We start from the raw sequence: 23,288 nt of genomic DNA on the forward strand, positions 1-23,288 counted from the left end.
GAAGTGAATGCAGCATTCTCAAATAAAAAGGCTCTCTTCATTTTGTTGAAGGAGAGCCTTTTTTCTGTGCATTTTATAAAATGAATGAACCCACTAGACCACTCAGCAAACCCAACCAGATCACAGAGAAAAATACGAACCAAACCACACGGCGCGGGTAGGAACGGTAAACCATCAGCAAGGATGGCAAACTGATCGTAGGAAGGGTAACAAGTAAGGCTCCTGCAACGCCTGTACCAAATCCAAAGGAAAGGAACGTTCCAATAATCGGAATTTCCGCAGCCGTTGGAATAACAAACAAGGTACCGGCAATCGTGAATATGATAACCGCTAGAATCCCGTTCATAGCACCTTCACCTAGAGCTGGGAACATCCAGGCTCTTGCTCCCCCTAGAAGGAGGACACTCAAGAAGTACGCTGGAATTACCGTTAGTGACATTGACCTTACGTTACGAATCCAGCGCAGAAGAAGTGACCCTTCCGGTTCCACAGTAGTATTTACAGTTTCGACAACGGTTTCTGGGATTTCAGACTTGCCAGCAAATCGCTCCGCGAAATAACTAACGGCAAAAGTGAGTATCAATCCAAACCCTAATCGCATCAATGTGAACTTCCACGATAGAACGAAGGTCATAAAGATAAGCGTTGCCGGGTTAAGTACGGGATTTCCAAGCCAAAAAGCTAAGCTGGCACCTACGGAGACATTCTTTTTCCGCAAACCCACAGCAATTGGAGCAGCACAGCAAGTACACATCATCCCCGGAAGGGATGCGAGTCCGCCAAGAGCGGTGCTTTTGAAGTTTGCTTTTCCAAGAACACGAAAGAGCCATTGTGAAGGAAGAAGTACCTGTACCAATGAGCCTAGCAATATACCAAGAACGGCTGCTTTCCACACGGATTTAAAATAACCTGCGGCATAATCCCATGCAGCCTGGATCGAAGGATCTGGTCCAGTAGCCTGATCTCCGGTCAAAATGGAAGAACCAATGGAGTGCTCAGTTGCGGCTTTGATCGCCTTGTGATAGTAAGGCCACCATTTCACATAAGACAAACCTGCAAGCGCAATGAGTAGAAAAATTACCGCCATGATAAGCGCTTTGTAGCTTATAGGAGGCTTATTTCCAAGTGAAGAATGGTTAGAAGCAGACATAGTCGATGAGGACCCCCATAAATTTATAAATTTCAAGATTACAATTATAACATAGGGAAAAAAGGATAGTCAGTTTAGTTTTGTACAATGGAAGCTTCTTCGTGTAAGATAAATACTGATGTTCAAATCATAACAAGGAGCTGAGCCGTGATGTCTCAAGCTGAAACTATAAAGCTAACTTCACTTTCTTCAAAGGGGGGCTGCGGGTGTAAAATCGGTCCTGCTGATCTCATGCAGGTGCTGCGAAGCCTACCTCCAACTGTTCCTAATCCTGATCTGCTAGTAGGGCTTGATACAAGTGACGACGCGGGAGTATATCGTTTAAGTGACGAGCTGGCGTTGGTACAGACGGTCGATTTTTTCACCCCGATAGTAGATGACCCTTATTCTTTCGGTCAGATCGCCGCAGCCAATGCGTTAAGTGATATCTATGCTATGGGTGGAAAACCTCTTACCGTTCTTAATATTGTTGCTTTTCCGATTTCTGTTTTGGATAAAAGCATCCTGGCCGATATTTTGCGCGGGGCCGCTGATAAGGTGCAGGAAGCAGGAGCCACTCTGGTAGGGGGCCACTCCATTGACGATAAAGAGCCTAAATTTGGTTTAGCCGTAACAGGACTGGTTCATCCTGATAAAGTAAGAACGAACGCTGCCGCACGCTCGGGTGACAAGCTGATTTTAACGAAACCGATAGGTGTGGGAATCTTGACTACTTCCATTAAAAAGGATCAGCTATCTAAAGAAGAGACCACTCGCTTAACAACCGTTATGTCTACCCTCAATAAAACGGCTGCAGAAATTATGTCTTCCTATGATGTACATGCTTGCACGGACGTAACCGGATTTGGACTGCTGGGTCATGCCTCGGAAATGGCTAAGGGAAGCCGGTTGGGACTGGTTATCCATCAAGAAGCTGTACCTATGCTGCCGCGGGTTAGAGAGCTTGCTGAGAAGGGTTTTGTACCCGGAGGAACTAAAAATAACTTTGCTCATCTGGAAGGCTCAATCCTCTATCCTGAAGAAATGGATCAGATTGACCGCTATATCCTATGCGACGCTGTTACCTCTGGCGGGTTATTGATTTCTGTTGCTGCCGATCAAAGCGAGCAACTACTTAATCAGCTTATGGATGCCGGTGTAGAAGCTGCACAAATCGGAGAAGTAACTGATGCTCACCCGGGTCAGATTTCTGTTATAGCTGCCCGATAAGAGGGCAGGGGAGAAACACAGATAGGAAAGCTACACATAAGAGGAGAGAGATCATTGTTTCAGGACATTACACTAGAAGAGTTAAGATCACTTAGGGCTCGGAAAAAGATAACCGTTATTGATGTGCGATCTCCTTCAGAATATGTAGAATCAACTTTGCCAGACAGCCTCAATATCCCCTTGTTTGATGATCAGGAACGGGCCGAGATTGGTACACTATATAAGCAGACTAGTGTTCAGGCTGCCAAGGAACGCGGGTTGGAGGTAGTCTCTGCCAAACTGCCGGCTTTCATTAAAGAGTTTGGTGAGATTGAAGGGGACAAGGTTGTTTTTTGCTGGAGGGGAGGTATGCGCAGCCGGACGACGGCAACGGTACTTTCCTTAATGGATATTCATGCTTATCGATTGGTAGGCGGCTTCAAAGCTTACCGGAAATGGGTGCTAGACGAACTGGAGAACTATGATTTCAAACCGAAATCTTACGTTATTCACGGGAATACCGGCACAGGCAAAACTAGTCTTTTACATCGACTGAAGGCTCTGGGTCATCCTGTTCTGGATTTGGAGGGAATGGCTGGACATCGAGGCTCTATATTTGGGGAAATTGGACTCCGTGCCAACAATCAAAAAACCTTTGACAGCCTACTTTTGGAGGAATTGAACACCCTGGAGCAATCTCCTTATGTACTATTTGAAGCAGAGAGCAAAAGAATTGGTAAAGTTGTTATGCCACCTTTTATGGCGCAGCAGAAAGAAAGAGCCATCCAAATTTGGATTGACATGCCTATCGAATCCAGAGTGCGTCAGATTCTTGAGGATTATCAACCGGAGCAGTTCAAAGACCAATATATCTCAGCGTTCCTCAGTATCAAGTCCCGTATTCATATTCCCGTAGCCGCAGAAATTGAACGCCATTTGAAAGCTGATCAATTCGGAGAGGCCGTAGCATTGCTTCTGGAACATTATTATGATCCAAGATACGATTACACATCTACACAGTATGAAGATTCCGAGCGAGTGTGTTTTAAAGTGAACAATTTGGATGAAGCTGAAGCGGCTGTAGTCTCATATTTGGCCAATCAGACGCACTCCCTAACTTAATAGAAGGTCGTCTCACAAAGGTGGAACCATAGGGATCTCTTATCCACCTTTTTTGTGTGGGATGGACTTTTCAGTTGCCATTTATCTCTAAGCTTTAATAGATTCCCTAGAAAAAACAAACCTTAATTCTTAACTTCGCGTATTGATGGAAGCGCTTTACGGGGAGATAATTGACCTATCACATTATAGGGGGCTTTAATAAATGATCAATAAAAAAACGAAGAGAACATTCAGCTTTGTAATGTCAGCAACACTTGCACTGAGTTTGGCTGCATGTGGAAACGCTAACAACAAAGAAGACGCAGAAGCCACTAAGGCACCAGCATCAACTAACGATACTGCTGCTGCAACAAAAGCACCTAGTGAAGAAAAAGTAACAATCACTTTCCAAAATATTTACCCGGATCCAGCGGCACCTTCTACACAAATGCTTAAAGCATTGGTAGAAGAGTACACAGCGGCTCATCCAAATGTAACCATTGAACTGGATACGTTGAACACTGACCAACAAAAAGTGAAGCTGAAAACACAGGCTGCTTCCAAAGAAGTACCTGATATCACTATCGTTAACCCGGCTGCACAAATGAAACCTTTCGTTGATGCCGGACTATTTGCTCCACTGAACGATATGCTCGATCAAAATGGTCTGAAAGATACTTACCAAGAAGGTTTGCTTGATTACTATAGCTTCGACAACAACGTATACGCATTGCCGGATGGAAATAACATCGAAGTTGTTTACTACAACAAAGAGTTGTTCAAACAAGCAGGTATCGAAAAAACGCCAACAACATTTGACGAGATGCTCGCGGATGTTAAGATCCTGAAAGAAAAAGGAATCACACCGCTGGCAATCGGCGAAAAAGATTCCTGGACCGGTTCGTTCTTGTTCATGAACATCCTGCTTCGTACTAACGGCGGCCCTGGCTTCCTGCAAGATGTAATGGATGGCAAGAAAACATTTGAAGATCCTGCTTTCATTGAAGCAGTAGATGCATTCCAACAACTGGTGCAAGCTGGAGCATTCCCTGATGGAGCAACTTCCATCGATGCAACTGCAGGCGGTAACATCTTCAAAACCGGTAAAGCTGCTATGTGGGTAATCGGATCATGGGAAACAGGCGCAGTTGATGCTTCTTCCGTAGGCGGTAAAGTTGGAGCATTCCAATTCCCTACAGTTAACGGCAAAGGAAATCCAAATGAATTCATGTTGGCTCCAGGTAGCGGTTTTGCAATCTCTGCAAACAGCGAACACCTTGACGCTACTAAAGAATTTTTGAACTTCTTCACACTGAACCTGCCTAAGAAACAATTTGAATTGAAAAATGCTGTAGGTCTTGGCCAAAAAGTGGACGGCGACCTGAAAGCTGCCGGATATTCTGACCTGGCAATCGAAGTAGCAGAATTGTTCAACAATGTTAAAGGCGGCGACCTGGCGTTTGATAACACTATGAACCCTGCAACAGCACAAGTGCATTTGAGCAGTATCCAAAACCTCTTCGTACAAAAAGTTGATGCTGCACAAGTTGCAAAAGAACACCAAACAGCTTTTGAAGCAAATAAATAAGTAATTAGATTGTCCAAATCGATGCGAGGTGGCTGAAAGCCTCTTCGCATCGAGTTTATATTAAGGGGGCGGAAATGATGAAAGTTCTGAAGGTGCCAGCACGCACAATAGCCGTCTTCGTATTGCCATGTCTGCTGCTGTATGTGTGCCTCGTATTTGTACCTATAGTGGTTTCAATATATACAGGTTTACTGAAGTGGGATGGATTGACTCCATCAAATTTTATCGGCCTTGGCAATTTTAAAGACATGTTTTTTAATGATCCAATATTCTGGCCTTCTGTAAGAAGGACTTTGCTCTACGCTGTAGCATCCATGCTGGAAATTCCATTGTGCTTGCTAATGGCAATTCTTCTAAATCGTTATTTGAGAAAAGCTAATACCTTGGTGTCTATCTATTTTACACCGGTTATTCTATCGGTCGTAATCATTGGACAGCTTTGGAAAACGATTTATAACCCGGCCTCCATGGGAGGCATGCTGAACGGAGTTTTGACTTCACTTGGTCTGGAGAGTTGGACTCATAACTGGCTTACTGAACCTAATATCGCCATGTTTGCACTCTATTTTGTATCACTTTGGCAGTATTTTGGCTATCATCTGCTGATTCAATTTACAGGAGTACAGAATATACCTGATGAATTATATGAGGCAGCAAAAATCGACGGTGCAGACGGATTTAAGGCGGATCGCTACATAACGTTACCGCTGATTGTCCCAATCTTTAAAATATCGATAGTACTTGCTTTTATTGGATCACTGCAGGCTTTCGATTTAGTCATGGTTATGACTGGCGGGGGACCGGCACACGCTACTGATGTTATCTCCACACATATGTATAACAGTTCATTCCTATCCTTCAAATATGGTTACGGAAGTGCCATCGCTACATTCCTGGTAGCTGTTTGTCTCGTATTTACCGGATTTATCAATTTCTTCTTTAACAAGCTTGAGAAAAAATATAATTAGGAAAGGAGTGCGCGATCATGCGAAAATTTAATAAAGGGCTCGTGTATCTTCTTTTTGCGATACCTGTTATCACTCAACTGTATCCTCTGTTATGGTTGCTTATGTATTCTTTGAAAACCAATGAAGAAATCTTGGACGGTAATTTCTTCGCCTTTCCCCGTGCGGTGCAGTGGAGCAACTATAAGACTGCCTTTGAATCCGGAAGCTACCTTAAATTTTTGTCAAACAGCGTATTTGTAACAGCAGTAACTATGATTTGCGTTATTCTACTTAGTTCGATGGTTGCTTATGCAATCTCGCGGTTCCGCTGGAAGTACGGTAATTTGGTCATGACCATCTTCTTGATGGGAATGATGATTCCAATGCAGGCCACTTTACTTCCACTAATGATTATTTTTAAGAACGTGCATATTCTTAACACGCATTTGTCTCTGATATTACCTTATATCGCTTTCTCAACACCGGTCTCTGTCTTTATTCTAAGTGGGTTCATGAAAGCTATCCCCCACGAAATTGAGGAATCGGCCTTTATCGACGGGGCAAACGTATACCGTATATTCCGCAGTATCATTCTTCCCGTATCCGTTCCGCCGATGATGACTGTTTGTATCTTGACCTTCATCAACATTTGGAATGAATACATCCTGGCGGCAACTTTTATTTCTTCCGAGAAACTGAAGACCCTGCCATTCGGGGTTTACACCTTCGTCAGCCAATATTCCGTTAACTACGGGGCAATTGGAGCATTTCTGGTCATGGGCGCATTGCCGGTTATCCTTATTTACTTCTTCTTGTCCAACCAAATCACTAAGGGTATGGTTGCTGGAGCAGTAAAAGGTTAGTTCTAGGTTTGCTATTAAAATCAGTATGGATTTATAATAAGGATTCAGCAGGACACACAAGATGTGAAAGGGGGGAGTCCTTTGCGAAGCGGCTTTCATTCCATACATCATCGGTTGTTCCTGCTGTTTCTTTTTTGCATGTCAGGAATACTCTTGATCGTCAGTCTGCTGTACTACAACCGAACTACGGACCAAATACATGATAAAATCAGTGATTTGTCTCAAAAAAATGTAGCTCAGACAGCCGGATTGTTCAGTTTGCTGTATAAAGGTTATGACAGCCTTTCGAAATCACTAAGTAATAACTTTGAGATGATTCGTTTACTTAATGAAACTAGCGAGGAACCGGCTATAACCTACATTAATGAGCAATCTATTACGAATATTATTGGTGCGATATTTTATTCCCGAGATGATCTGGTGGGTATCCACGTGATTAGCGATAAAGGGAGAATATACAACTACGGAAATTACATGAATGTGGTCGATCCAGAGTATCAAACTAAGGATTGGTATCGGCAAATCAAGGATTCTTCAGGAAAAATGGTGTGGCTTGGGGTCTTTGAGCATTCACTTATTGATCAAGTAGAAGATAGTCCTGTGTTTGCCTTTGGACGGCAAATTTACGATTTAAATGAACATAAACCCATTGGTATCGTACTATATGAGACGAACCCGCAGCCGATATTAGATGCTCTAGACAACTTAAAGCTTGGTGTGCACAGTCAGGTTTCTTTGATGTCCCAAACCGGCCAAGTGTTATCATCAACAACAGATTCTGCACCTGCTCTGGATCAATTGCCTAATTTGGAGAATTCCCAGAATGTCGTAGTCAAACAAGATTCCGATCGGCTTGTTGTTGCTTCCAAACTGTCCTTTGCAGACTTGTGGGTGATTAGCAGCACTCCAGATCGCGATTTAAATGTAGAAGTAATTGAAATGAAGAGGTATCTGTTAATCGTTATTTCGATTCTTATTATTGTTTCCACTCTAATTGCTTCTATCGTATCCCAGACGATTTCCTCTCCGCTCAAGAAGCTGATTCGTGAGATGAAGCAGGTGGAGATTGGGAACTTCCGCGGGATGCTTAGTGTAGCTTCTTATCAGGAAATCAATATTCTCGTAGCTTCCTTTAACCGAATGGTTAAACAGATTGAAGATCTGATCGAGCGGGTGAAGCTCTCTTCTGTCAGTGAGAAAAACGCCGAGCTTCATGCCTTACAGTCCCAAGTGAATCCTCATTTTCTATATAACACGTTGGATATGATCTATTGGATGCTTGATGAGAAGGAAAACGATCATCTGGGAGAACTTGTACTCTCACTTTCATCCATGTTCCGATACAGCAGCTATTGGGAAGACGGGGTAGAGGTAACCTTGCGTGAAGAATTGGAACAGATAGGACACTATCTAAAAATCATATCCATCCGGCTGGAAGGAAGACTACAAATCCTAACAGACATCGATGAGAAATGGTTGGATATTCGTCTTCCCAAAATGACAGTACAGCCTGTTATAGAAAATGCTGTAAAGCATGGCTTGGAATCTTTGAATCGTCAAGGAATTCTGAAGGTCTACACACGTGTAGTAGGCTCGGATCTAAAAATAATAGTCGAGGATAATGGAAGCGGAATGGATGCAACAAAATTAGATCGTCTCATTCACACGTTGAACTGGGAGAGTCCCAAGGAGATGGGCAAAGGGGGCATCGGTCTCCAGAATCTGCATCGCCGATTGCAGCATATGTTCGGAGAGCCTTACGGCCTTCAGGTTCAAAGCTTCCTTGGGGAAGGAACTCAGGTGGCCATTGTATTACCCATTCCAAAGGAAGGAGAAAATACGCAGTGAACATACTTATAGCCGATGATGAACGTGTAATACGGGAAGGCATACAGCGCACGATCAGACAAATATGTCCCGACTACGAAGTTTATTTGGCATCCTCTACGGAGGAAGCGGTTAAAGTGATGGAAGAACACCAGATCCAAATGGTGCTGACCGATATTCTTATGCCGGGTTTAAACGGCTTGGAGTTTATGAAAATTTCTAAACGCAGGTATCCCCATGTGAAGTGGGTCGTTATTTCGGCGCATAGTGAATTTTCTTATGCTCAGGAGGCAGTTCGTCTTGGTGCGAGGGATTATTTGCTCAAGCCGATCGGTAAATACCGTTTACAGGAGGTTATCAATAACCTTGTGGCAGAGATTCAACAGGATAGTAAAAAGTCGCTTGAAGGGGAGCGCTTAAAGACTAGCCTGAAATATTTACGTGAAGGGGTATTCCAAAGGCTTGCCTCCGGTCTGGATATCGGGAATTTAGACTTAAGCCCCTTTATTCAAAACTACCTCAACTTTTATTTAATTATGGTGCAGCTGGATACCGGCGATAAAAGCGTTCGCTTGGAGCATTTTATTGTTGAAAATGTACTCTCTGAGCTCATTGCTCGGAATGGACGGGGATTTGTCGTCAGTTATGATCGCCAGAGTCTGCTGGGTCTGATTAGTCTGAAAGAAAACACACAGATTGAGCAGTTCCAAGAGAACGCAAAGGTGCATTTGATGCATTCTTTGAAGGTACCCTTTCAAGTTATTCTTTCGGGACAGTGCTCCGATTTCAATATCGTTCCGCAAGTAGTTATTCGTATGAGGACGGCTTCCGCTTCACAAGCATTTGAGCCTGAACCTAATAAAGGGAGCGGAGAGAAGGCGATCGATGTTGCTCTGCAGTATATTAAAGAGCACTATTCTGAGGACCTTACCTTAGAAAAAATGGCATCTGTCATTTTTCTGAATCCAGCCTACTTCAGTCAGTTGTTCAAGCAGAAGACAGGGCAGGGATATAAGGAGTATGTTACGACTCTTCGGCTTGAGCAGGCGAAGCGGCTGCTCTTGATTCCCAAGCTAAAGTTGGCGGAAATTGCCGAACGTGTAGGTTATCAGGACATGCGGCACTTCACTCAAATGTTTCGCAAAAGATACCATTTGACCCCTACAGAGTACCGCCAGCAACAATATATTAATGTTCTAATGGGAAATAATGATCCGGAATAAATAAAGAGTTGAATTTTATTCAAGAGAGTAGTTTCTTAGTTAAAGGGGAACCACTAAGATTACACCGTTAAACCTGGACAATTCAGAACATTCCTGTAATGTTACGGGTTGTCTTTTTCAAGTATACATAGATCGGCCCTAGAGGAGCGGAGAACAGCATGCAGATTATTCATAATTTTCCGCTAATGGCGGCCCTGATATCAATGATTGCTGCGCAAGTCATCAAAGTACCGCTTAACCTGATCTGGAGCAAAAATTGGGATGTAGCCCGTGCCTTCAGTACAGGAGGAATGCCGAGTTCACATTCGGCGGCAGTCACTTCGTTAACCGCAGCCATAGGGATAAGCGAAGGCCTAGATTCATCTACATTTGCGGTAGCAGCAGTGCTTAGTGCCATAACCATGTACGATGCAGCGGGAGTTCGCCGACATGCCGGGTTGCATGCCTCTTTTTTAAACCGGTTAGTGAGATCGACTCCCTCTCTGCTTAAGGATCATGGTTCGACAGGAACAGAGTTGAAAGAGCTACTGGGGCATCGTCCAATCGAAGTTTTAGCGGGTGCTTTCTTCGGAATAGCCGCCAGCATTGTTATATACTTTACCCTTTATGCCTAAGAACGCAGAAGATTACGGTATTCGCTTGGTGATTTTCCGCTCCACTTATGGAACTGCTTTGAGAAATAAAGCGCATCGTTAAATCCTACAGAGGAAGAGATTTGGTCAATGGTAAGTGTACCTCCCAGAAGCTCCTTGGCTTTATCCATTCGCACTTTCATTAGGTACTGCTTGGGCGACAATCCGGTTTTTTGCTTAAAGGCTTTGGATAAATGCGCCCGGTGGTAACCCAGCGTTGAAGCCATCTGATCTATGCTGATGTGTTGATGGAACTGTAGTGTAATCCAGCGAATGGCCTGATCAATTTGACGGTCAATCACCTCCGGCAGTTGTTTGGGGTATGCAGGCAAAATGCTTCGATTAGCTATCCCGAAATGATGGAATAACAACCTCATCCAGCCGGATGCCTCTAAACTCTCTAGTCGGGGATAAGCAGACTGCAGAAACGATGTGCGAATCCTTTCATACACGGCATATATTTCAGTGATGCTCTCCGAGTGCAGCAAGGGCTTATCCCGCGTAATTCCAATCTCGCTTAACAGCTTCGCTGTTGCTTCCCCTTGTAATCCAACCCATACATAATGCCAAGGTGTATTCCTATCAGCCTGATAACTGAATAATGACCCAGGGAAAATAACAAAGGTATCTCCAGCTCGGCATACCTGAGAGAATCCTCCGGTTTGAAAGAGCCCTTCACCATCCAGCACAGTGTGAATTAAAAAAAAGTCATGTACGGAGGGTCCAATCTTATGTCCGTGTATGGGTTTACCTTCACCGCTGAACAACACGGTAGGATCATGGTCTTCGGGTGATAAATTAATGCCTATGCTAAATTGTGAGTGATCGGGGTTCATAGAAGCCTCCTACATAAATAGTAATACAAACAAACCTATTATAACAGTTATTATGCAACAAATGTCCATATCATTCTTGTATTCCTCCATACTCACAATCACTGGTTTAATTTATAGTGAATAGTGAAGAGAGCAGCGGATAGTGATTGATATTACAGCATTTCTTTCCCTTTACACTCGGCTAAAGAAAGAGGATTTGTTATATCAGCACAGTATGCCTCAAACTTAAGGAGGAATATTACACATGTCTAAAATTACATTTATCGGAGCAGGTAGTTCCATTTTTGCCAAAAACGTATTGGGTGATTGCATGGGAACCCCGGCCCTTCAGGGCTTTGAACTGGCTCTGTATGATATTGATCTTCAGCGTCTTTCAGATTCGGAAAATATGCTCAATAATATTAAAAGAAGCACTGGCAGCACCTGTACAATAAAGGCCTACTCTGACCGTAAGGAAGCATTACGGGGCGCTAAGTATGTTATTAACGCGATTCAGGTTGGCGGATACGATCCTTGCACAATTACTGATTTTGAAATCCCGAAGAAATATGGCTTGCGTCAAACGATTGCAGATACGGTCGGTATAGGAGGGATTTTTCGTAACCTTCGGACGATTCCGGTCATGCTTGATTTTGCAGCTGATATTAGAGAGGTATGCCCGGATGCGCTCTTCCTGAACTATACTAATCCAATGGCTGTTTTAACGAATGTAATGAATACCTACGGCGGTATTAAGACTATTGGGTTATGTCATAGTGTTCAGCAATGTATCCCTAATTTATTTGACCATCTTGGAATAGATCAGACAGGTGTGCAAGCCAAGATCGCCGGCATTAACCACATGGCATGGTTGCTTGAGGTAACTAAGGACGGCAAAGACTTGTATCCAGAAATCAAACGCCGGGCGAAGGAGAAGCAGCTGGAGCCTCACGGGGACATGGTTCGTTATGAAATGATGCTGAAGTTCGGTTACTATATTACCGAGTCTTCGGAGCATAATGCAGAATACCATCCCTACTTTATCAAACGGAATTATCCAGAGCTTATCGAACGGTTCCAAATCCCCTTGGATGAATATCCGCGCCGTTGTGTAGAGCAAATTAGCGGTTGGGAGAAAATGCGTGATGAACTGGTCAGCAATAAGGTACTTGAACATAATCGCTCACATGAGTATGCCTCGTACATCTTAGAAGCCATTGAAACCAACGTACCCTTCAAGATTGGGGGCAATGTAATGAATACAGGATTAATCACGAATCTACCTAAAGAAGCCTGCGTCGAAGTACCGTGTCTTGTGGACAGTACCGGAGTGACTCCAACATATGTGGGTGACCTGCCTCCTCAATGTGCGGCTCTCAACCGGACCAATATCAATACCCAACTTCTGACGATTGAAGCGGCTATGACGGGTAAGAAAGATCATATCTACCACGCAGCAATGCTTGATCCGCATACGGCAGCTGAGCTGTCCATGGATGATATTGTGAGTATGTGTGATGAACTGATTACTGCTCACGGGGATTGGCTGCCTAAGTTTAAGTAGGTTGTAGGTTATCTTTCCTATGTGTAAATTGTATGATATGGTTTAGGTAACACACATAGAGAAATGGAGTGTATCAATGAGTAAAGACAGAGTTTGGAATAAAGGGAAGCACAACGGCCGCGGTTTAGCAGGGGTAAATAAAAAACCAGGAAGTTCAATAGAAAGCAGCGATCCTGAAGCTATAGAAGCTGAGCTTGTGGACAGTAACGCCGGAAATACCGGCAATCCGATTCATAGTGTTCAACGTATGAATCGTGAAAATTGGGTAGTCAGACCTTCCAGAGTTATTCCGAAAAAAACAAATAAAGATCCAAATGAATCTTGATTTAAAATGATTAACGGCTCTTTCGCTTTGGCGAAAAGTCGTTTTTATGTTAACCGCTGCACTCTTTCTATTGACCTCTGCTAGCAAAGCTGTTGTAGCTTTGGAATAAAGTTTGATCAAAAATATCCTACAAACCTATATTTTAAAATAAATAAAAAGAATCTATTTTGAAAAAAAGATTGATCAAAATGGATTCTTTTCTTTTTGAATGAACATTCCGTTTTATAAAAAAGATTGATCATTTTCTACTTGTGTTGCTCCATAATCGCGCCCGATTCTGAAATAAGTGTATGTCATAATAAAGAACATATAGAGCTTCGTCAGTTGTTAATAAACGCATTCCAAATTATCTTAGCATCATATTTATACTTTCCTTTTTTTCTAAAAGCTATCAGCTCTAATATTCCATAATGTGTATTAATCTGGGTAATATATTGTCATACTCAGACGAGTTAATACTTCCCCAGAATTATAGTATGTGTGAGGTCTATCAGCCTTAAATCTTATTGAATCGCCGTTTTTTAAATTATACTTACATTCGTTCACTGTAACAGTGATTTCTCCATCAAAAACAGTAATAAATTCCTCAGCCCCCTCTCTATGTCCAACTGAACTTAAATGCCCTTCTGTATCAATTTCAACTGAATAAACTTCAAATCGTTTATCTTCTTGAAAGGGAAATGCGGGGAATACCCTGTACCTTCCATTGTCTTCAGTTAATACTTGTATCTCACTTCGTAAAACAACTTTAGCATCAGGTTGAGGAACATTAATTAGAGAAGTAAAGGAGACCTTTAATCCATTAGCAATTTTCCAAATGGTTGTAATAGTTGGACTTGATTCTCCCCTTTCAATTTGTCCGATCATAGCTTTACTGACACCACTTAGTTCAGAGACTTTCTCTAAACTAAGTTTCTCTTTCTCTCTGATAGTTTTTAAATTTCTTGCCAAAATCATTTGAATTTCTTCCATAAAATCACCTCTACTCTATTTACAATATAACGTACATATCGTAAAATATAACGTAAATATGTTATATTGTTCACTTTATACATTATAACAGACAGAATATGAAAGGGGAGTTTTAACGGTGCCTTTATTTCCATTCTTGTTGTTTGTTTTTGTTAGCAGTTTTACTCCAGGTCCAAACAATTTTATGGCAATGTCATTTGCAAATAAATATGGATTTAAAAAAACAATTAATTTTTGTTTAGGAGTCGCCTTTGGATTTTTTGTTCTTGCATTATTGTGTAGTTTTTTTAACCTTTTGCTTATAAACCTCTTGCCAATGATAAAAACACCTTTAACCATTTTAGGTGTAGGTTATATGTTATATTTGGCTTTTAAAACAATTACCAGTAATGACAATAATAATGAAAGAGATGACAGTAGTGATAAAAATCTTTTCCTAATAGGTGCATTGGTACAATTTATAAATCCAAAAGGTATTCTTTATGGCATTATGGTAGTATCAACCTTCATATTGCCTTATTATACTTCTTACTTTAGTTACTTTATTTTTTCACTTTTTTTAGGGATTGTTGGTTTATTGAGTGCATCAAGTTGGAGTTTATTTGGCTCTATTTTTCAAAATTTTTTAGCAAAGTATAGACAATTATTTAATATAATTATGGCATTGTTATTGGTATATAGTGCTATCTCAATTGTTTTTCATTAATAGAAGTTTATAAGTTAAACAAAATAAGGGTGCCACAAATTTAGTAGTTTGGACATTAAGCACCCTCCCCTTTTGACTTGGTAGATTAACAATCCTGCAACGTTAACATAAGTATATTCCTTCATAATCTTCTATATATTAACATGAATATCCAATCTATTTTATGGAGTGTTATTCAAGAATATGGCCCGATTTCGGAACAAAAAAATCCTGCATAACAATATCAATACAGGACTTTTAATCAAACTTTATTACAAATTATCAATCTTTTTTCGAAATTATCGAACTTTTTTACAAATTATCAAACTTTATTTTAAATCAACAGCTGTGTTAAATAGGATCATAGATGAAATGAGAGAGAGGACATAAATCCAATGGAACAAGCTATGTTTGCAGGGGGCTGCTTTTGGTGTATGGTTACACCGTTTGAGGATTTACCGGGAATTCATGAAATTGTATCTGGCTATACAGGTGGACAAACCGACAATCCAACTTATGAAGAAGTGAAAACAGGAACTACTGGTCATTATGAGGTTGTACAAATCACCTATGATCCCGCACTTTTCTCCTATGAAAAGCTGCTTGAATTATATTGGCCGCAAATTGATCCAACGGATGATGGGGGACAATTTCAGGATAGAGGGACTCAGTACCGTACTGCTATCTTTTACTACACGGAAGAGCAGCGATTGGCAGCACTTGCCACAAAGGCAGCAGTCACCATCAGTCGCAGATTCTTAAGCCCTATCGTGACGGAAATTCTTCCGGCGTCAACCTTTTACCGTGCAGAAGAATATCATCAGGATTATCATAAAAAAAGTCCCAAGCACTACAAGGAAGATCGGGAACAGTCTGGTAGAGACGCTTTTTTAGAAAAAAATTGGTAAAGCATATATGAAGGGAGCAAACAGAGTAGTGAATCGATTAAAATATCTTTTATTTGATTTGGACGGTACCTTAACTGACCCTAAAGAGGGAATTACCAAAAGTGTGGAGTATGCCTTGAATAAATTTGGTGTTCAGGTAGAACATCTTGATCTGCTGATCCCATATATCGGGCCGCCCTTGTATGATTCTTTTATTCAGCTTAGTTCCTTCACTGAAGCCAATGCTCATCAAGCAGTGGGTTACTACCGTGAGCGATACCGCGAGTTAGGGATGTTCGAGAACAAAGTCATAGAGGGCATACCGCAATTACTTGAGAATCTGCAAAATCAGGGATATCTTATGTATGTTGCTACTTCAAAACCAACGGTTTTTGCGGAGCAGATAATGAAGCATTACAAGCTGGATTCTTATTTCCAACATATTGCAGGAAGTAATCTGGATGGAACACGTTCCAAGAAACAAGAGGTAATTCAGTACGTACTGGACCATAACAATATTCTTCCTGAACAGGCGCTAATGGTTGGTGATCGGGAGCATGATATTATTGGAGCTAAAGCTTGTGGTGTTGAATCAATTGGCGTAACCTTCGGTTATGGTTCGGAAAGTGAGTTGAACAACGCCGGGGCTGATCAAATTGCGGATCAAGTTGAGGATATTGGAGTCATTATCTCCCAAATTCAAAGGCAAGACCATTTCGGGAGGTCTTTCCTTGTCTGAGAACCACGAATACGAGTATTCACAGTCATCATACGAGACTAGCCTTCTAAGTTTACAAGGGGATTGCGAGAACTGCTTCGGCTTGTGTTGTGCCGCCTTGCCTTTCGCATCATCAGCAGACTTCGCAATGGACAAGGATGCTGATCAGCCTTGCCACAACATGCAATCGGACTTTCGATGCGGCATACACACATCCTTAAGAGAGCGTGGTTTTCGAGGTTGTACGGTATATGACTGTTTTGGGGCGGGTCAAAAGGTTTCCAATGTCACTTATGGCGGACGTGACTGGCGTCAAGTCCCTAAGTCTGCTAAGCAAATGTTCGAGGTATTCCGCATCATGCGTCAGCTGCATGAACTGCTTAGGTATTTGACAGAAGCGTTAACGCTGCCTGCTGCCCGCCCAATTCATAGAGAGCTTAGCTCTGTACTAGAGGATACGGAACGGCTTACTCAGCTTAGTCATGATGATATCCTTGGTTTAGACGTGGTTGCTCATCGGGCAGAAGTGAACACACTGCTCCTGCGCACAAGCGAGTTGGTTCGAGAGGAGGCCTTACGAGAGCAGAAAAAATCCAAAAGCCGCGCGAAAAAGAGCTACGGCCGTGGTGCGGATCTTATCGGAGCCAAGCTCAAGGGAGCTGACTTGAGAGGCGTCAACCTGCGGGGGGCTTTCCTTATTGCCGCTGACCTCAGAGGCGCTGACCTGAGAGTGGCTGATCTCATTGGTGCTGACTTCCGTGACGCTGACCTGCGAGGGGCCAATCTCTCCGGGAGCATCTTTCTTACTCAGCCTCAGCTCAATTCAGCCAAGGGTGATGCTACTACTATAGTGCCCTCGTCGCTCCAACATCCGTCTCACTGGATGATTCTCTAAATCAAACCAATAATTTAAATATAATCATTCTGAGGAGGGTAACAATGAGTAGCCCCTTTATCAAACACATGGTCATTTTTAATTTAAAGCATGAGCTAGGATCAGCGGAAGCCGAGCGGTTTCTTCAGGAAAGTAAATCGGTTCTCGTAACTATACCTGTTGTCCGTAACTTCGAGGTCCTGCGCCAGATGAGTGTAAAGAACGATTATGATTATGGATTTAGCATGGAATTTGCCAGCCTTGCTGATTATGACATATATAATAATCACCCTTTGCATGTAGAGTATGTACAGGCTCGTTGGGTCGTAGAGGTAGAGCGTTTCCTAGAGATCGATTTCCAAGAGATGGATGTATAATTGCATTTTGAAAGTAGAAGAGGTGTGGGCATTTAGCTAATTCTTCAAGCTGCCCCACCTCTTTATTGTCTCTCATCCCGAGTAAATCGCTTCATTTATGCTCCCATTACCCATCCGAACCTCAATCCATTCCATAGCTGTAAACGCCCGGATTTCATGGATTACACCTTTGGCAACTGTGAAAATATCTCCAACCCTTGCTGGATGAACTAAACCATCCAAAATCAATTCTCCACTCCCGGCTACAACTGTCCATATTTTATTGGAATATTTGCTGCAAAGCTCTTGCGTTTTGTGATTGGGTAGTATGGTTAATTTAAGCGTAACAATAATATCTTCATCGTTATCCGTTGTATCCAGAATACAATAACTTCCCCATTGAGTTTCTCCATATACAGGGGTCATCGAATGACTGCCTATTATTTCTTTAATCCCGTTTGCTTGAACCTTATTAGCAATAAGAACCCCATCTGGACTTGCTATGGCAACAATATTGGATACTCCGATGACGTACAGCGGAACGTCCAATTCGTTAATAATATGGGTATTGATTGTTTCTCCCAATGTCCCACCCTTACCTACAATCGGATCCCGCAGCTGTTCTGTTAAGGTATCCCAACTACCGAGATCGCGCCAATCTCCTTCATGTCGGATAACTGCCAACTTTCCTGTACGTTCCACAACCTCCTTATCAAAGCTGCGAATTGGCAAATGGGGGTATAGAGCTACAAATTCATCAAAGTCTACGGGCAGTCCAATTTGCTTCAAGTAGGACAGCATAAATTGAAGGGAGAATGCAAACACCCCGCAGTTCCATAAGGCATTTTGTTGAATCAGAAGTTTAGCCCGTGCAGAATCAGGTTTTTCTTCAAACCGGTTCACCGATGTATATTCCATGGAAGCAGCATCGCCGGGCAGGATATACCCATACTGATCCGATGGATAGGTGGGTCTTGTCCCAAGCAGCACGATATCTGCCTGAGAAGCTTTTAGAACTTCGGGGAAAGTATGGAAATGTCCAAAAAAGTTATCGTCCGCAAACATATCCGCAGGTGCTACGCAAATCGTATCGTTAAGCTTCGCTTTCCCCGTGGAGTGAAGATGAAGGGACCCAAGAGCGGCTGCAGTAAAAGTACCTCGTTTCCATGGCTCCCCAATCACCGGATAACAATCCTTCGTATATCTTTTGGTTAGACCCGTCTGATCCTGATGAGTGATGAATAAAGCGGATTCACCGAGACCTTGCCCAGACAGCTGACGACATACCCGTCCAATCATGGATTCAAGCCCACCGTCCGGTGCGGGAAGCAACTCCAGAAACATTTTAGATCGAATAGGATTTGATAACGGCCACAAGCGCTGTCCGGAACCGCCGCACAGTAATAAGGTATGCACGGATATCATCCTCCTTAGGGTCTTGATATACGGGTGTAACCCTTACGCTGATGAAAGGAAAGAGAGCGGTATGTCTTTGACAACTTAGTGGTCTTATCCTTACTTAAGGATGAAGCAGAGGTTTTAAGGGATTTATTTTGCGCGTTTTTTAGAATAACACCTGAAGGTTTCTCGCTGTATATATAGTTGGCATACGTTTCGAATTCTGAGAATCCAAATTGTTGTTTCTTATTAATGCTGCGGATAATCGCGGTATACCAGGGAAGTCCGTGCTTGGATTCTATTTTACGTTTTAATTGAGCCAGCTTATTTCTCTCAAACAACATGTAATGCGTGACAAAGGATCTGGGGGAAGGGGCTTTGGTGCCCAATAATTTGCGATAGGTGCGAAAATACTCGGGCTGACTCCAATTTCTACAGTAGAAAATTGACTTCCCGTTCGAACGGAATCGATGCGGCCGAATCAGAATTGTATCTGCGTCAATCACAAGAAAATATTTCTCCCGGCATAGATTATCCCCATTCATTTTAAGCAGCTGCTGGTAAAGCCATCCTGAACGGTTCCATCGGGTCGAGGAATAATGAATATCTTTTTTGGTAAAGGGCAGGAGGGTCGTTTCATCGACAAAGGTACATCCTTTTCGGGAGCAAAGATTCTTTATTCTGCTGTTATTGGGAGAAACAATGTAAATTTTACTGATTGGATGTTTAACATAACGGCGAAGACTATCAATTACAAAAGGCAATGTGGCTAAGTCCTTTTCGATTGCGGGGATTAGGACATCAATGGCGGGGCTGCCAGGCGCGTTGCCTAAGAAGGTAGCTGACATATATACTCATCTCCAAGCACAAATTCGCATTATGCGTCTGCACTAAGTTATGTGGATTCATTGGCTTATGTACGGGCGAAGGTTACCGGAAAATATATCTTATTAAGCAGGGCATATGTTTTACTCTTCTGTTCGTAAATTTGCATAGGATGCAGTGACGTTTGGAAATTTGCAAGGTGCTATTGGCAGTAGTGCATCCTATCGGGACAGGAGAGTGCAGGTGTGAAGGTGAAAACCGTAAACCCAGTGCAAAGTAAATGGATAAAGACCAAATTGCTGCTTCGCAACAGTTTTATCAAACGATTTATACCGGACACGCGTAAATTTAACAGAAAGAACTTGGAACAGATGATCTACAGCTATGGAATGGTATTTGTAAAACCCGAGCGGGGAACTTACGGAAATGGAGTTATTCGTGCCGAACGAGGGGAGCGATACGGATTCACTTATCAATATGAAGAGACCATCAGAAACTTTGATACCTTTGATGCCTTTTGTAAGAGTCTTGCGAAGCGCACGGGGGGAAGAAGTTATTTGATACAAAAAGGAATTCATCTTCTTAAGCACAACAACCGCCGGTTCGACATTCGTGTGATGGTTCAACTAAGTCCCAAGGGAAATTGGGAGGCTACCGGGATTATTGGCCGTCTAGGACATCCACGTAAAATCGTAACCAATTACCATAGCGGTGGTAAACCGATGGCCATTGAAAAATTGCTGTCTACCCATCTCTCAGAACGTCAGATAGTCCTCCTCACCAAAGAGCTGAATGAACTAGGAGTTCGAATGGCAGTTCAGCTTCAAAGGACCTACTCAAGAATAAATAAAATCGGCGTTGATGTTGGGTTAGACCGCTCTCTTACCCCATGGATCATAGAAGTGAACATGAACCCTGACCCCTATATATTTAATCAGCTGAAGGATAAATCCGTGTATAAAAAAGTAATGAGATATCGCCGATTCTATTTGAAAAAATAGGTAATGAATAAAAGGATAAAGAACTAAGCTTTGAAGTAGAAAGCCTGAGAAATCGGGCTTTTTTTTGCTGAAATTCAATGATTAATAATATTAACAATTAACTGCATGATTAAAATTCGGAGGTGAATTTTTCTGATATATATGTACATTTTGTTGAATCATCAGACAAACAGGAAGGATACTTAAGGAGCATTGTTGAATTTTAAAACATTGAATAGATTACCAAATTAAGAAGTAGATTAATATTTGCTGCTGAGTGTAATGATACCCTCGCATATGTTGGCTCAGAACGTTTTCCAGAATATAAGACGTTATGGACCTTGGCAATGTCACGTAAATAACGGTTATAGGGGAGATGGGGGTGCTACAAACGGCGGTGGTGCGGGAAAGACGCTCTTAAGTAAAAGGAGGATGTTAATATGAGTTTTACATCAATCCCTTGGAATTTAGGGAGTTGGAGTAATGACCCCAAATCGATTCGAATTGAGGGGAACACACTTATTGTTGAAGCTGCGGAAGGAAGCGATTATTGGGAAAAGACGTTGTACCAATTTCAACACGACAATGGTCACGCTCTTTTAGCCCCATGGGAGGATTCTGACGGAGTTGAAGTTTCGTTCAAGCTGGATAGCTTAACAGAACTCTATGATCAAGCAGGAATAATGTTATGGTACAGTCCAACTCAGTGGATAAAGGCGGGTATCGAAATAAATGACGGCATCCCTCACTTAGGGGCTGTAGTCACTAATGAATACTCCGACTGGTCATTATCTCCTATACCTGATTGGGCAGGTAAAATGGTTACGCTTCGCGCTTCCCGATTCAATGATGCTGTAATTTTACGTGCCCGGACTGAAGAGCATCCTTGGCGGACGATCCGTGTGTCGCGTTTTCCCTTCACTACTGGCAAAAAGGCGGGTCCCTTCCTTTGTGCACCTACACGATCCGGGTTTCAAGTCGCATTTACTCGTTGGTTAAGTACCCGAACTGATGAGGACTTACATATCGATCCGCCGATTGTTGATTTGAAAGACTGATCCTTATTCAAATAGCTGAGGTGGCAGGATGATCCTGTCACCTCAGCTATTTGAATTATACGATTTTGAAAGAAGCGTAAAATTTGTCAGGGACTAAAGGAGGTTAAACCATGCAATGGAGAGGCTCCAATACTGAGACTACTCAAGAGAAAGAACTTGCTGATTTTGTATCTGTTGTACTGGCTGACGCTGAGGAAGTATGGACAGATATTTTCAAGCAAGAGAATAAATTCTATGAAAATCCAAAGCTCGTACTATATACAGAGAGTGTGGAGTCAGCCTGCGGGGTAGGCGGTTCATCTGTCGGTCCCTTTTATTGTCCGTCCTTTAAGGACTATAGTAGATGGAGATACCTTCAATGCAGCTTCAGGTTTCTAACCTCTTTAATATTTATCTGTAATGATATATCCATGTCCCCCTTGGATCTCTCGGAATCCGGCCATATGCCGTTCCTGGAACTTTAAGGGCTGCTTGCTAGCCATGATCAGGATATTTTGATGGTCGTTGGCCCCTTCTACCGGAAGGGCAAAAGATTTTAGATAGGGAAAAACCTCTCTAAGAGTCGTATGTATGGCATTGATTAAGGTGTCATTCTCACTTTTCCCGATCGCATTCATGATGAGAGATCCTTGGGGGTTAAGCTTTTCAGTGATAATTGTGAAGAATTCTCTTGATATTAAATGCTTGGGAGTCCCTTTGCTGTTAAAGGCATCTAATACCACATAATCATAAACCTCATTGTCCTCGCCTTCGAGAATAGTCCGTCCATCACCTACTGTCACATTGTCTAGTTTATAAACAAAAAACCTTCGGCTTAACTCCACGACTTCCGGGTCTAGCTCCGCAATTTTAAAGCTTTTATCCGCAAAATACCCTGAAATAGTCCCTATACCATGCCCGATCACAAAGACATCTTCAAATTCAGGGTTATTAGACTTTAATAAGTGAATGATAGCCCGTGGGTATTCTAAAACGATACGATCCAAATTCTCCAAATCCAGTGCCCCTTGTACGGCCTCGTTAGAAAACTGCAAGACTCGAAAGTTGCCCTTCTCACCATACAGATTGTTCGTTTCGAATACAGTAATTTCATGATTGTTGTTCTTATTTTTATGTAAATATCTCAAATTGTGATTCTCCTTCGTACAAGTTATAAGTGTATTTTCTACAACTAAATCCACGCGTTAGAACCTTGTAGCTCATATAGTTGCACTTTCTGCACTAGACATGCACAAATGCTGACATGAAAAATATAGTTTAAATAAATTACTAAAAATGTATAATTATGATTTGTTTTCACTACTCAATCCAT

At 42.2% G+C, this 23,288-nt stretch carries 24 protein-coding genes; 18 read left to right on the forward strand and 6 right to left on the reverse strand.

Annotation, left to right across the window (positions count from 1 at the left end):
* Positions 1 to 73: 73 nt before the first annotated feature.
* Positions 74 to 1,150, reverse strand: a complete 1,077-nt coding sequence (locus J2T20_RS16465) for a permease (protein ID WP_307590154.1) — start codon at positions 1,148 to 1,150, stop codon at positions 74 to 76.
* 150 nt (positions 1,151 to 1,300) lie between these two features.
* On the opposite strand from J2T20_RS16465, the gene selD reads away from it, so the two are divergent.
* The 8 genes from selD (at position 1,301) to J2T20_RS16505 (ending at position 10,501) form a co-directional block, all read left to right on the forward strand.
* A complete protein-coding gene (gene selD, locus J2T20_RS16470) occupies positions 1,301 to 2,359 on the forward strand; it encodes a selenide, water dikinase SelD (protein ID WP_307590156.1) in 1,059 nt (352 codons plus the stop codon).
* Between the two features lie 54 nt (positions 2,360 to 2,413).
* The gene (gene mnmH / locus J2T20_RS16475; RefSeq protein WP_307590157.1) at positions 2,414 to 3,460 is read left to right on the forward strand and encodes a tRNA 2-selenouridine(34) synthase MnmH; all 1,047 of its coding nucleotides are present in this window, start codon (positions 2,414 to 2,416) and stop codon (positions 3,458 to 3,460) included.
* A gap of 202 nt (positions 3,461 to 3,662) precedes the next feature.
* Positions 3,663 to 5,027 carry an extracellular solute-binding protein gene (locus J2T20_RS16480; protein WP_373457815.1) on the forward strand — a complete coding sequence of 455 codons (1,365 nt, stop codon included), beginning with the start codon at positions 3,663 to 3,665 and terminating at the stop codon, positions 5,025 to 5,027.
* Between the two features lie 77 nt (positions 5,028 to 5,104).
* Positions 5,105 to 5,995, forward strand: a complete 891-nt coding sequence (locus tag J2T20_RS16485) for a carbohydrate ABC transporter permease (protein ID WP_307590197.1) — start codon at positions 5,105 to 5,107, stop codon at positions 5,993 to 5,995.
* Between the two features lie 17 nt (positions 5,996 to 6,012).
* The gene (locus J2T20_RS16490; protein ID WP_307590159.1) at positions 6,013 to 6,837 is read left to right on the forward strand and encodes a carbohydrate ABC transporter permease; all 825 of its coding nucleotides are present in this window, start codon (positions 6,013 to 6,015) and stop codon (positions 6,835 to 6,837) included.
* Between the two features lie 81 nt (positions 6,838 to 6,918).
* The gene (locus J2T20_RS16495) at positions 6,919 to 8,685 is read left to right on the forward strand and encodes a sensor histidine kinase (RefSeq protein WP_307590160.1); all 1,767 of its coding nucleotides are present in this window, start codon (positions 6,919 to 6,921) and stop codon (positions 8,683 to 8,685) included.
* Positions 8,682 to 9,887, forward strand: coding sequence for a response regulator (locus tag J2T20_RS16500; RefSeq protein WP_307590162.1), 1,206 nt, complete (start codon positions 8,682 to 8,684; stop codon positions 9,885 to 9,887). The genes J2T20_RS16495 and J2T20_RS16500 overlap by 4 nt, the downstream gene beginning before the upstream one ends.
* A gap of 158 nt (positions 9,888 to 10,045) precedes the next feature.
* Positions 10,046 to 10,501 (forward strand): divergent PAP2 family protein, encoded by a 456-nt coding sequence (locus J2T20_RS16505; RefSeq protein ID WP_307590164.1) that lies wholly within the window; start codon positions 10,046 to 10,048, stop codon positions 10,499 to 10,501.
* Here the strand turns inward: J2T20_RS16505 and J2T20_RS16510 are convergent.
* Entirely contained in the window at positions 10,498 to 11,355 is an 858-nt protein-coding gene (locus tag J2T20_RS16510; protein ID WP_307590166.1) for a helix-turn-helix domain-containing protein, read from the reverse strand. The two genes, J2T20_RS16505 and J2T20_RS16510, sit on opposite strands and share 4 nt — an antisense overlap.
* A 244-nt stretch (positions 11,356 to 11,599) precedes the next feature.
* Here J2T20_RS16510 and J2T20_RS16515 point away from each other — a divergent pair, with 244 nt between their 5' ends.
* Complete coding sequence (locus J2T20_RS16515) at positions 11,600 to 12,898, forward strand: alpha-glucosidase/alpha-galactosidase (protein WP_307590168.1); 1,299 nt, start codon at positions 11,600 to 11,602, stop codon at positions 12,896 to 12,898.
* Between the two features lie 76 nt (positions 12,899 to 12,974).
* Positions 12,975 to 13,223, forward strand: a complete 249-nt coding sequence (locus tag J2T20_RS16520) for a hypothetical protein (protein WP_307590170.1) — start codon at positions 12,975 to 12,977, stop codon at positions 13,221 to 13,223.
* A gap of 417 nt (positions 13,224 to 13,640) precedes the next feature.
* Here J2T20_RS16520 and J2T20_RS16525 read toward each other — a convergent pair whose 3' ends face one another.
* Positions 13,641 to 14,195, reverse strand: coding sequence for a helix-turn-helix domain-containing protein (locus tag J2T20_RS16525; RefSeq protein ID WP_307590171.1), 555 nt, complete (start codon positions 14,193 to 14,195; stop codon positions 13,641 to 13,643).
* A 118-nt stretch (positions 14,196 to 14,313) separates the two neighbouring features.
* Here J2T20_RS16525 and J2T20_RS16530 point away from each other — a divergent pair, with 118 nt between their 5' ends.
* The 5 genes from J2T20_RS16530 to J2T20_RS16550 all read left to right on the forward strand — a co-directional run bounded on the left by J2T20_RS16530 (position 14,314) and on the right by J2T20_RS16550 (position 17,736).
* A complete protein-coding gene (locus tag J2T20_RS16530; protein ID WP_307590173.1) occupies positions 14,314 to 14,901 on the forward strand; it encodes a LysE family translocator in 588 nt (195 codons plus the stop codon).
* Between the two features lie 374 nt (positions 14,902 to 15,275).
* Positions 15,276 to 15,788, forward strand: coding sequence for a peptide-methionine (S)-S-oxide reductase MsrA (gene msrA, locus J2T20_RS16535; protein WP_307590174.1), 513 nt, complete (start codon positions 15,276 to 15,278; stop codon positions 15,786 to 15,788).
* 28 nt (positions 15,789 to 15,816) lie between these two features.
* The gene (locus tag J2T20_RS16540) at positions 15,817 to 16,506 is read left to right on the forward strand and encodes an HAD family hydrolase (RefSeq protein WP_307590176.1); all 690 of its coding nucleotides are present in this window, start codon (positions 15,817 to 15,819) and stop codon (positions 16,504 to 16,506) included.
* Positions 16,499 to 17,380, forward strand: a complete 882-nt coding sequence (locus J2T20_RS16545; RefSeq protein WP_307590178.1) for a pentapeptide repeat-containing protein — start codon at positions 16,499 to 16,501, stop codon at positions 17,378 to 17,380. The genes J2T20_RS16540 and J2T20_RS16545 overlap by 8 nt, the downstream gene beginning before the upstream one ends.
* Before the next feature lie 44 nt (positions 17,381 to 17,424).
* Positions 17,425 to 17,736 (forward strand): Dabb family protein, encoded by a 312-nt coding sequence (locus tag J2T20_RS16550; RefSeq protein WP_307590180.1) that lies wholly within the window; start codon positions 17,425 to 17,427, stop codon positions 17,734 to 17,736.
* A 72-nt stretch (positions 17,737 to 17,808) separates the two neighbouring features.
* On the opposite strand, the gene J2T20_RS16555 is transcribed toward J2T20_RS16550, so the two are convergent.
* The gene (locus J2T20_RS16555; protein WP_307590182.1) at positions 17,809 to 19,131 is read right to left on the reverse strand and encodes a sugar phosphate nucleotidyltransferase; all 1,323 of its coding nucleotides are present in this window, start codon (positions 19,129 to 19,131) and stop codon (positions 17,809 to 17,811) included.
* 14 nt (positions 19,132 to 19,145) lie between these two features.
* Positions 19,146 to 19,961: a DUF6492 family protein gene (locus J2T20_RS16560; protein ID WP_307590184.1), complete on the reverse strand. Its 816-nt coding sequence runs from the start codon at positions 19,959 to 19,961 to the stop codon at positions 19,146 to 19,148.
* Between the two features lie 222 nt (positions 19,962 to 20,183).
* On the opposite strand from J2T20_RS16560, the gene J2T20_RS16565 reads away from it, so the two are divergent.
* From J2T20_RS16565 to J2T20_RS25795, 3 genes are all read left to right on the forward strand, one after another.
* Positions 20,184 to 20,939, forward strand: a complete 756-nt coding sequence (locus J2T20_RS16565; RefSeq protein ID WP_307590185.1) for a YheC/YheD family protein — start codon at positions 20,184 to 20,186, stop codon at positions 20,937 to 20,939.
* A gap of 419 nt (positions 20,940 to 21,358) precedes the next feature.
* A complete protein-coding gene (locus J2T20_RS16570) occupies positions 21,359 to 21,976 on the forward strand; it encodes a DUF1349 domain-containing protein (RefSeq protein WP_307590187.1) in 618 nt (205 codons plus the stop codon).
* 110 nt (positions 21,977 to 22,086) lie between these two features.
* Positions 22,087 to 22,440 (forward strand): neutral zinc metallopeptidase, encoded by a 354-nt coding sequence (locus tag J2T20_RS25795; protein WP_373457816.1) that lies wholly within the window; start codon positions 22,087 to 22,089, stop codon positions 22,438 to 22,440.
* On the opposite strand, the gene J2T20_RS16580 is transcribed toward J2T20_RS25795, so the two are convergent.
* Positions 22,360 to 23,103, reverse strand: a complete 744-nt coding sequence (locus J2T20_RS16580; protein ID WP_307590188.1) for a spermidine synthase — start codon at positions 23,101 to 23,103, stop codon at positions 22,360 to 22,362. The genes J2T20_RS25795 and J2T20_RS16580 overlap by 81 nt on opposite strands.
* Positions 23,104 to 23,288 lie beyond the last annotated feature (185 nt).

Source organism: Paenibacillus wynnii (genome assembly GCF_030812855.1).
GTDB classification, from domain to species: domain Bacteria; phylum Bacillota; class Bacilli; order Paenibacillales; family Paenibacillaceae; genus Paenibacillus_AQ; species Paenibacillus_AQ wynnii_A.

Coding starts and splice junctions, on each gene's coding strand:
- J2T20_RS16505 (WP_307590164.1), top strand. CDS start 10,046: ATGCAGATTATTCATAATTTTCCGCTAATGGCGGCCCTGATATCAATG.
- J2T20_RS25795 (WP_373457816.1), top strand. CDS start 22,087: ATGCAATGGAGAGGCTCCAATACTGAGACTACTCAAGAGAAAGAACTT.
- J2T20_RS16465 (WP_307590154.1), bottom strand. CDS start 1,150: ATGTCTGCTTCTAACCATTCTTCACTTGGAAATAAGCCTCCTATAAGC.
- J2T20_RS16490 (WP_307590159.1), top strand. CDS start 6,013: ATGCGAAAATTTAATAAAGGGCTCGTGTATCTTCTTTTTGCGATACCT.
- J2T20_RS16560 (WP_307590184.1), bottom strand. CDS start 19,961: ATGTCAGCTACCTTCTTAGGCAACGCGCCTGGCAGCCCCGCCATTGAT.
- J2T20_RS16550 (WP_307590180.1), top strand. CDS start 17,425: ATGAGTAGCCCCTTTATCAAACACATGGTCATTTTTAATTTAAAGCAT.
- J2T20_RS16510 (WP_307590166.1), bottom strand. CDS start 11,355: ATGAACCCCGATCACTCACAATTTAGCATAGGCATTAATTTATCACCC.
- J2T20_RS16480 (WP_373457815.1), top strand. CDS start 3,663: ATGATCAATAAAAAAACGAAGAGAACATTCAGCTTTGTAATGTCAGCA.
- J2T20_RS16570 (WP_307590187.1), top strand. CDS start 21,359: ATGAGTTTTACATCAATCCCTTGGAATTTAGGGAGTTGGAGTAATGAC.
- J2T20_RS16525 (WP_307590171.1), bottom strand. CDS start 14,195: ATGGAAGAAATTCAAATGATTTTGGCAAGAAATTTAAAAACTATCAGA.
- selD (WP_307590156.1), top strand. CDS start 1,301: ATGTCTCAAGCTGAAACTATAAAGCTAACTTCACTTTCTTCAAAGGGG.
- J2T20_RS16520 (WP_307590170.1), top strand. CDS start 12,975: ATGAGTAAAGACAGAGTTTGGAATAAAGGGAAGCACAACGGCCGCGGT.
- J2T20_RS16485 (WP_307590197.1), top strand. CDS start 5,105: ATGAAAGTTCTGAAGGTGCCAGCACGCACAATAGCCGTCTTCGTATTG.
- msrA (WP_307590174.1), top strand. CDS start 15,276: ATGGAACAAGCTATGTTTGCAGGGGGCTGCTTTTGGTGTATGGTTACA.
- J2T20_RS16515 (WP_307590168.1), top strand. CDS start 11,600: ATGTCTAAAATTACATTTATCGGAGCAGGTAGTTCCATTTTTGCCAAA.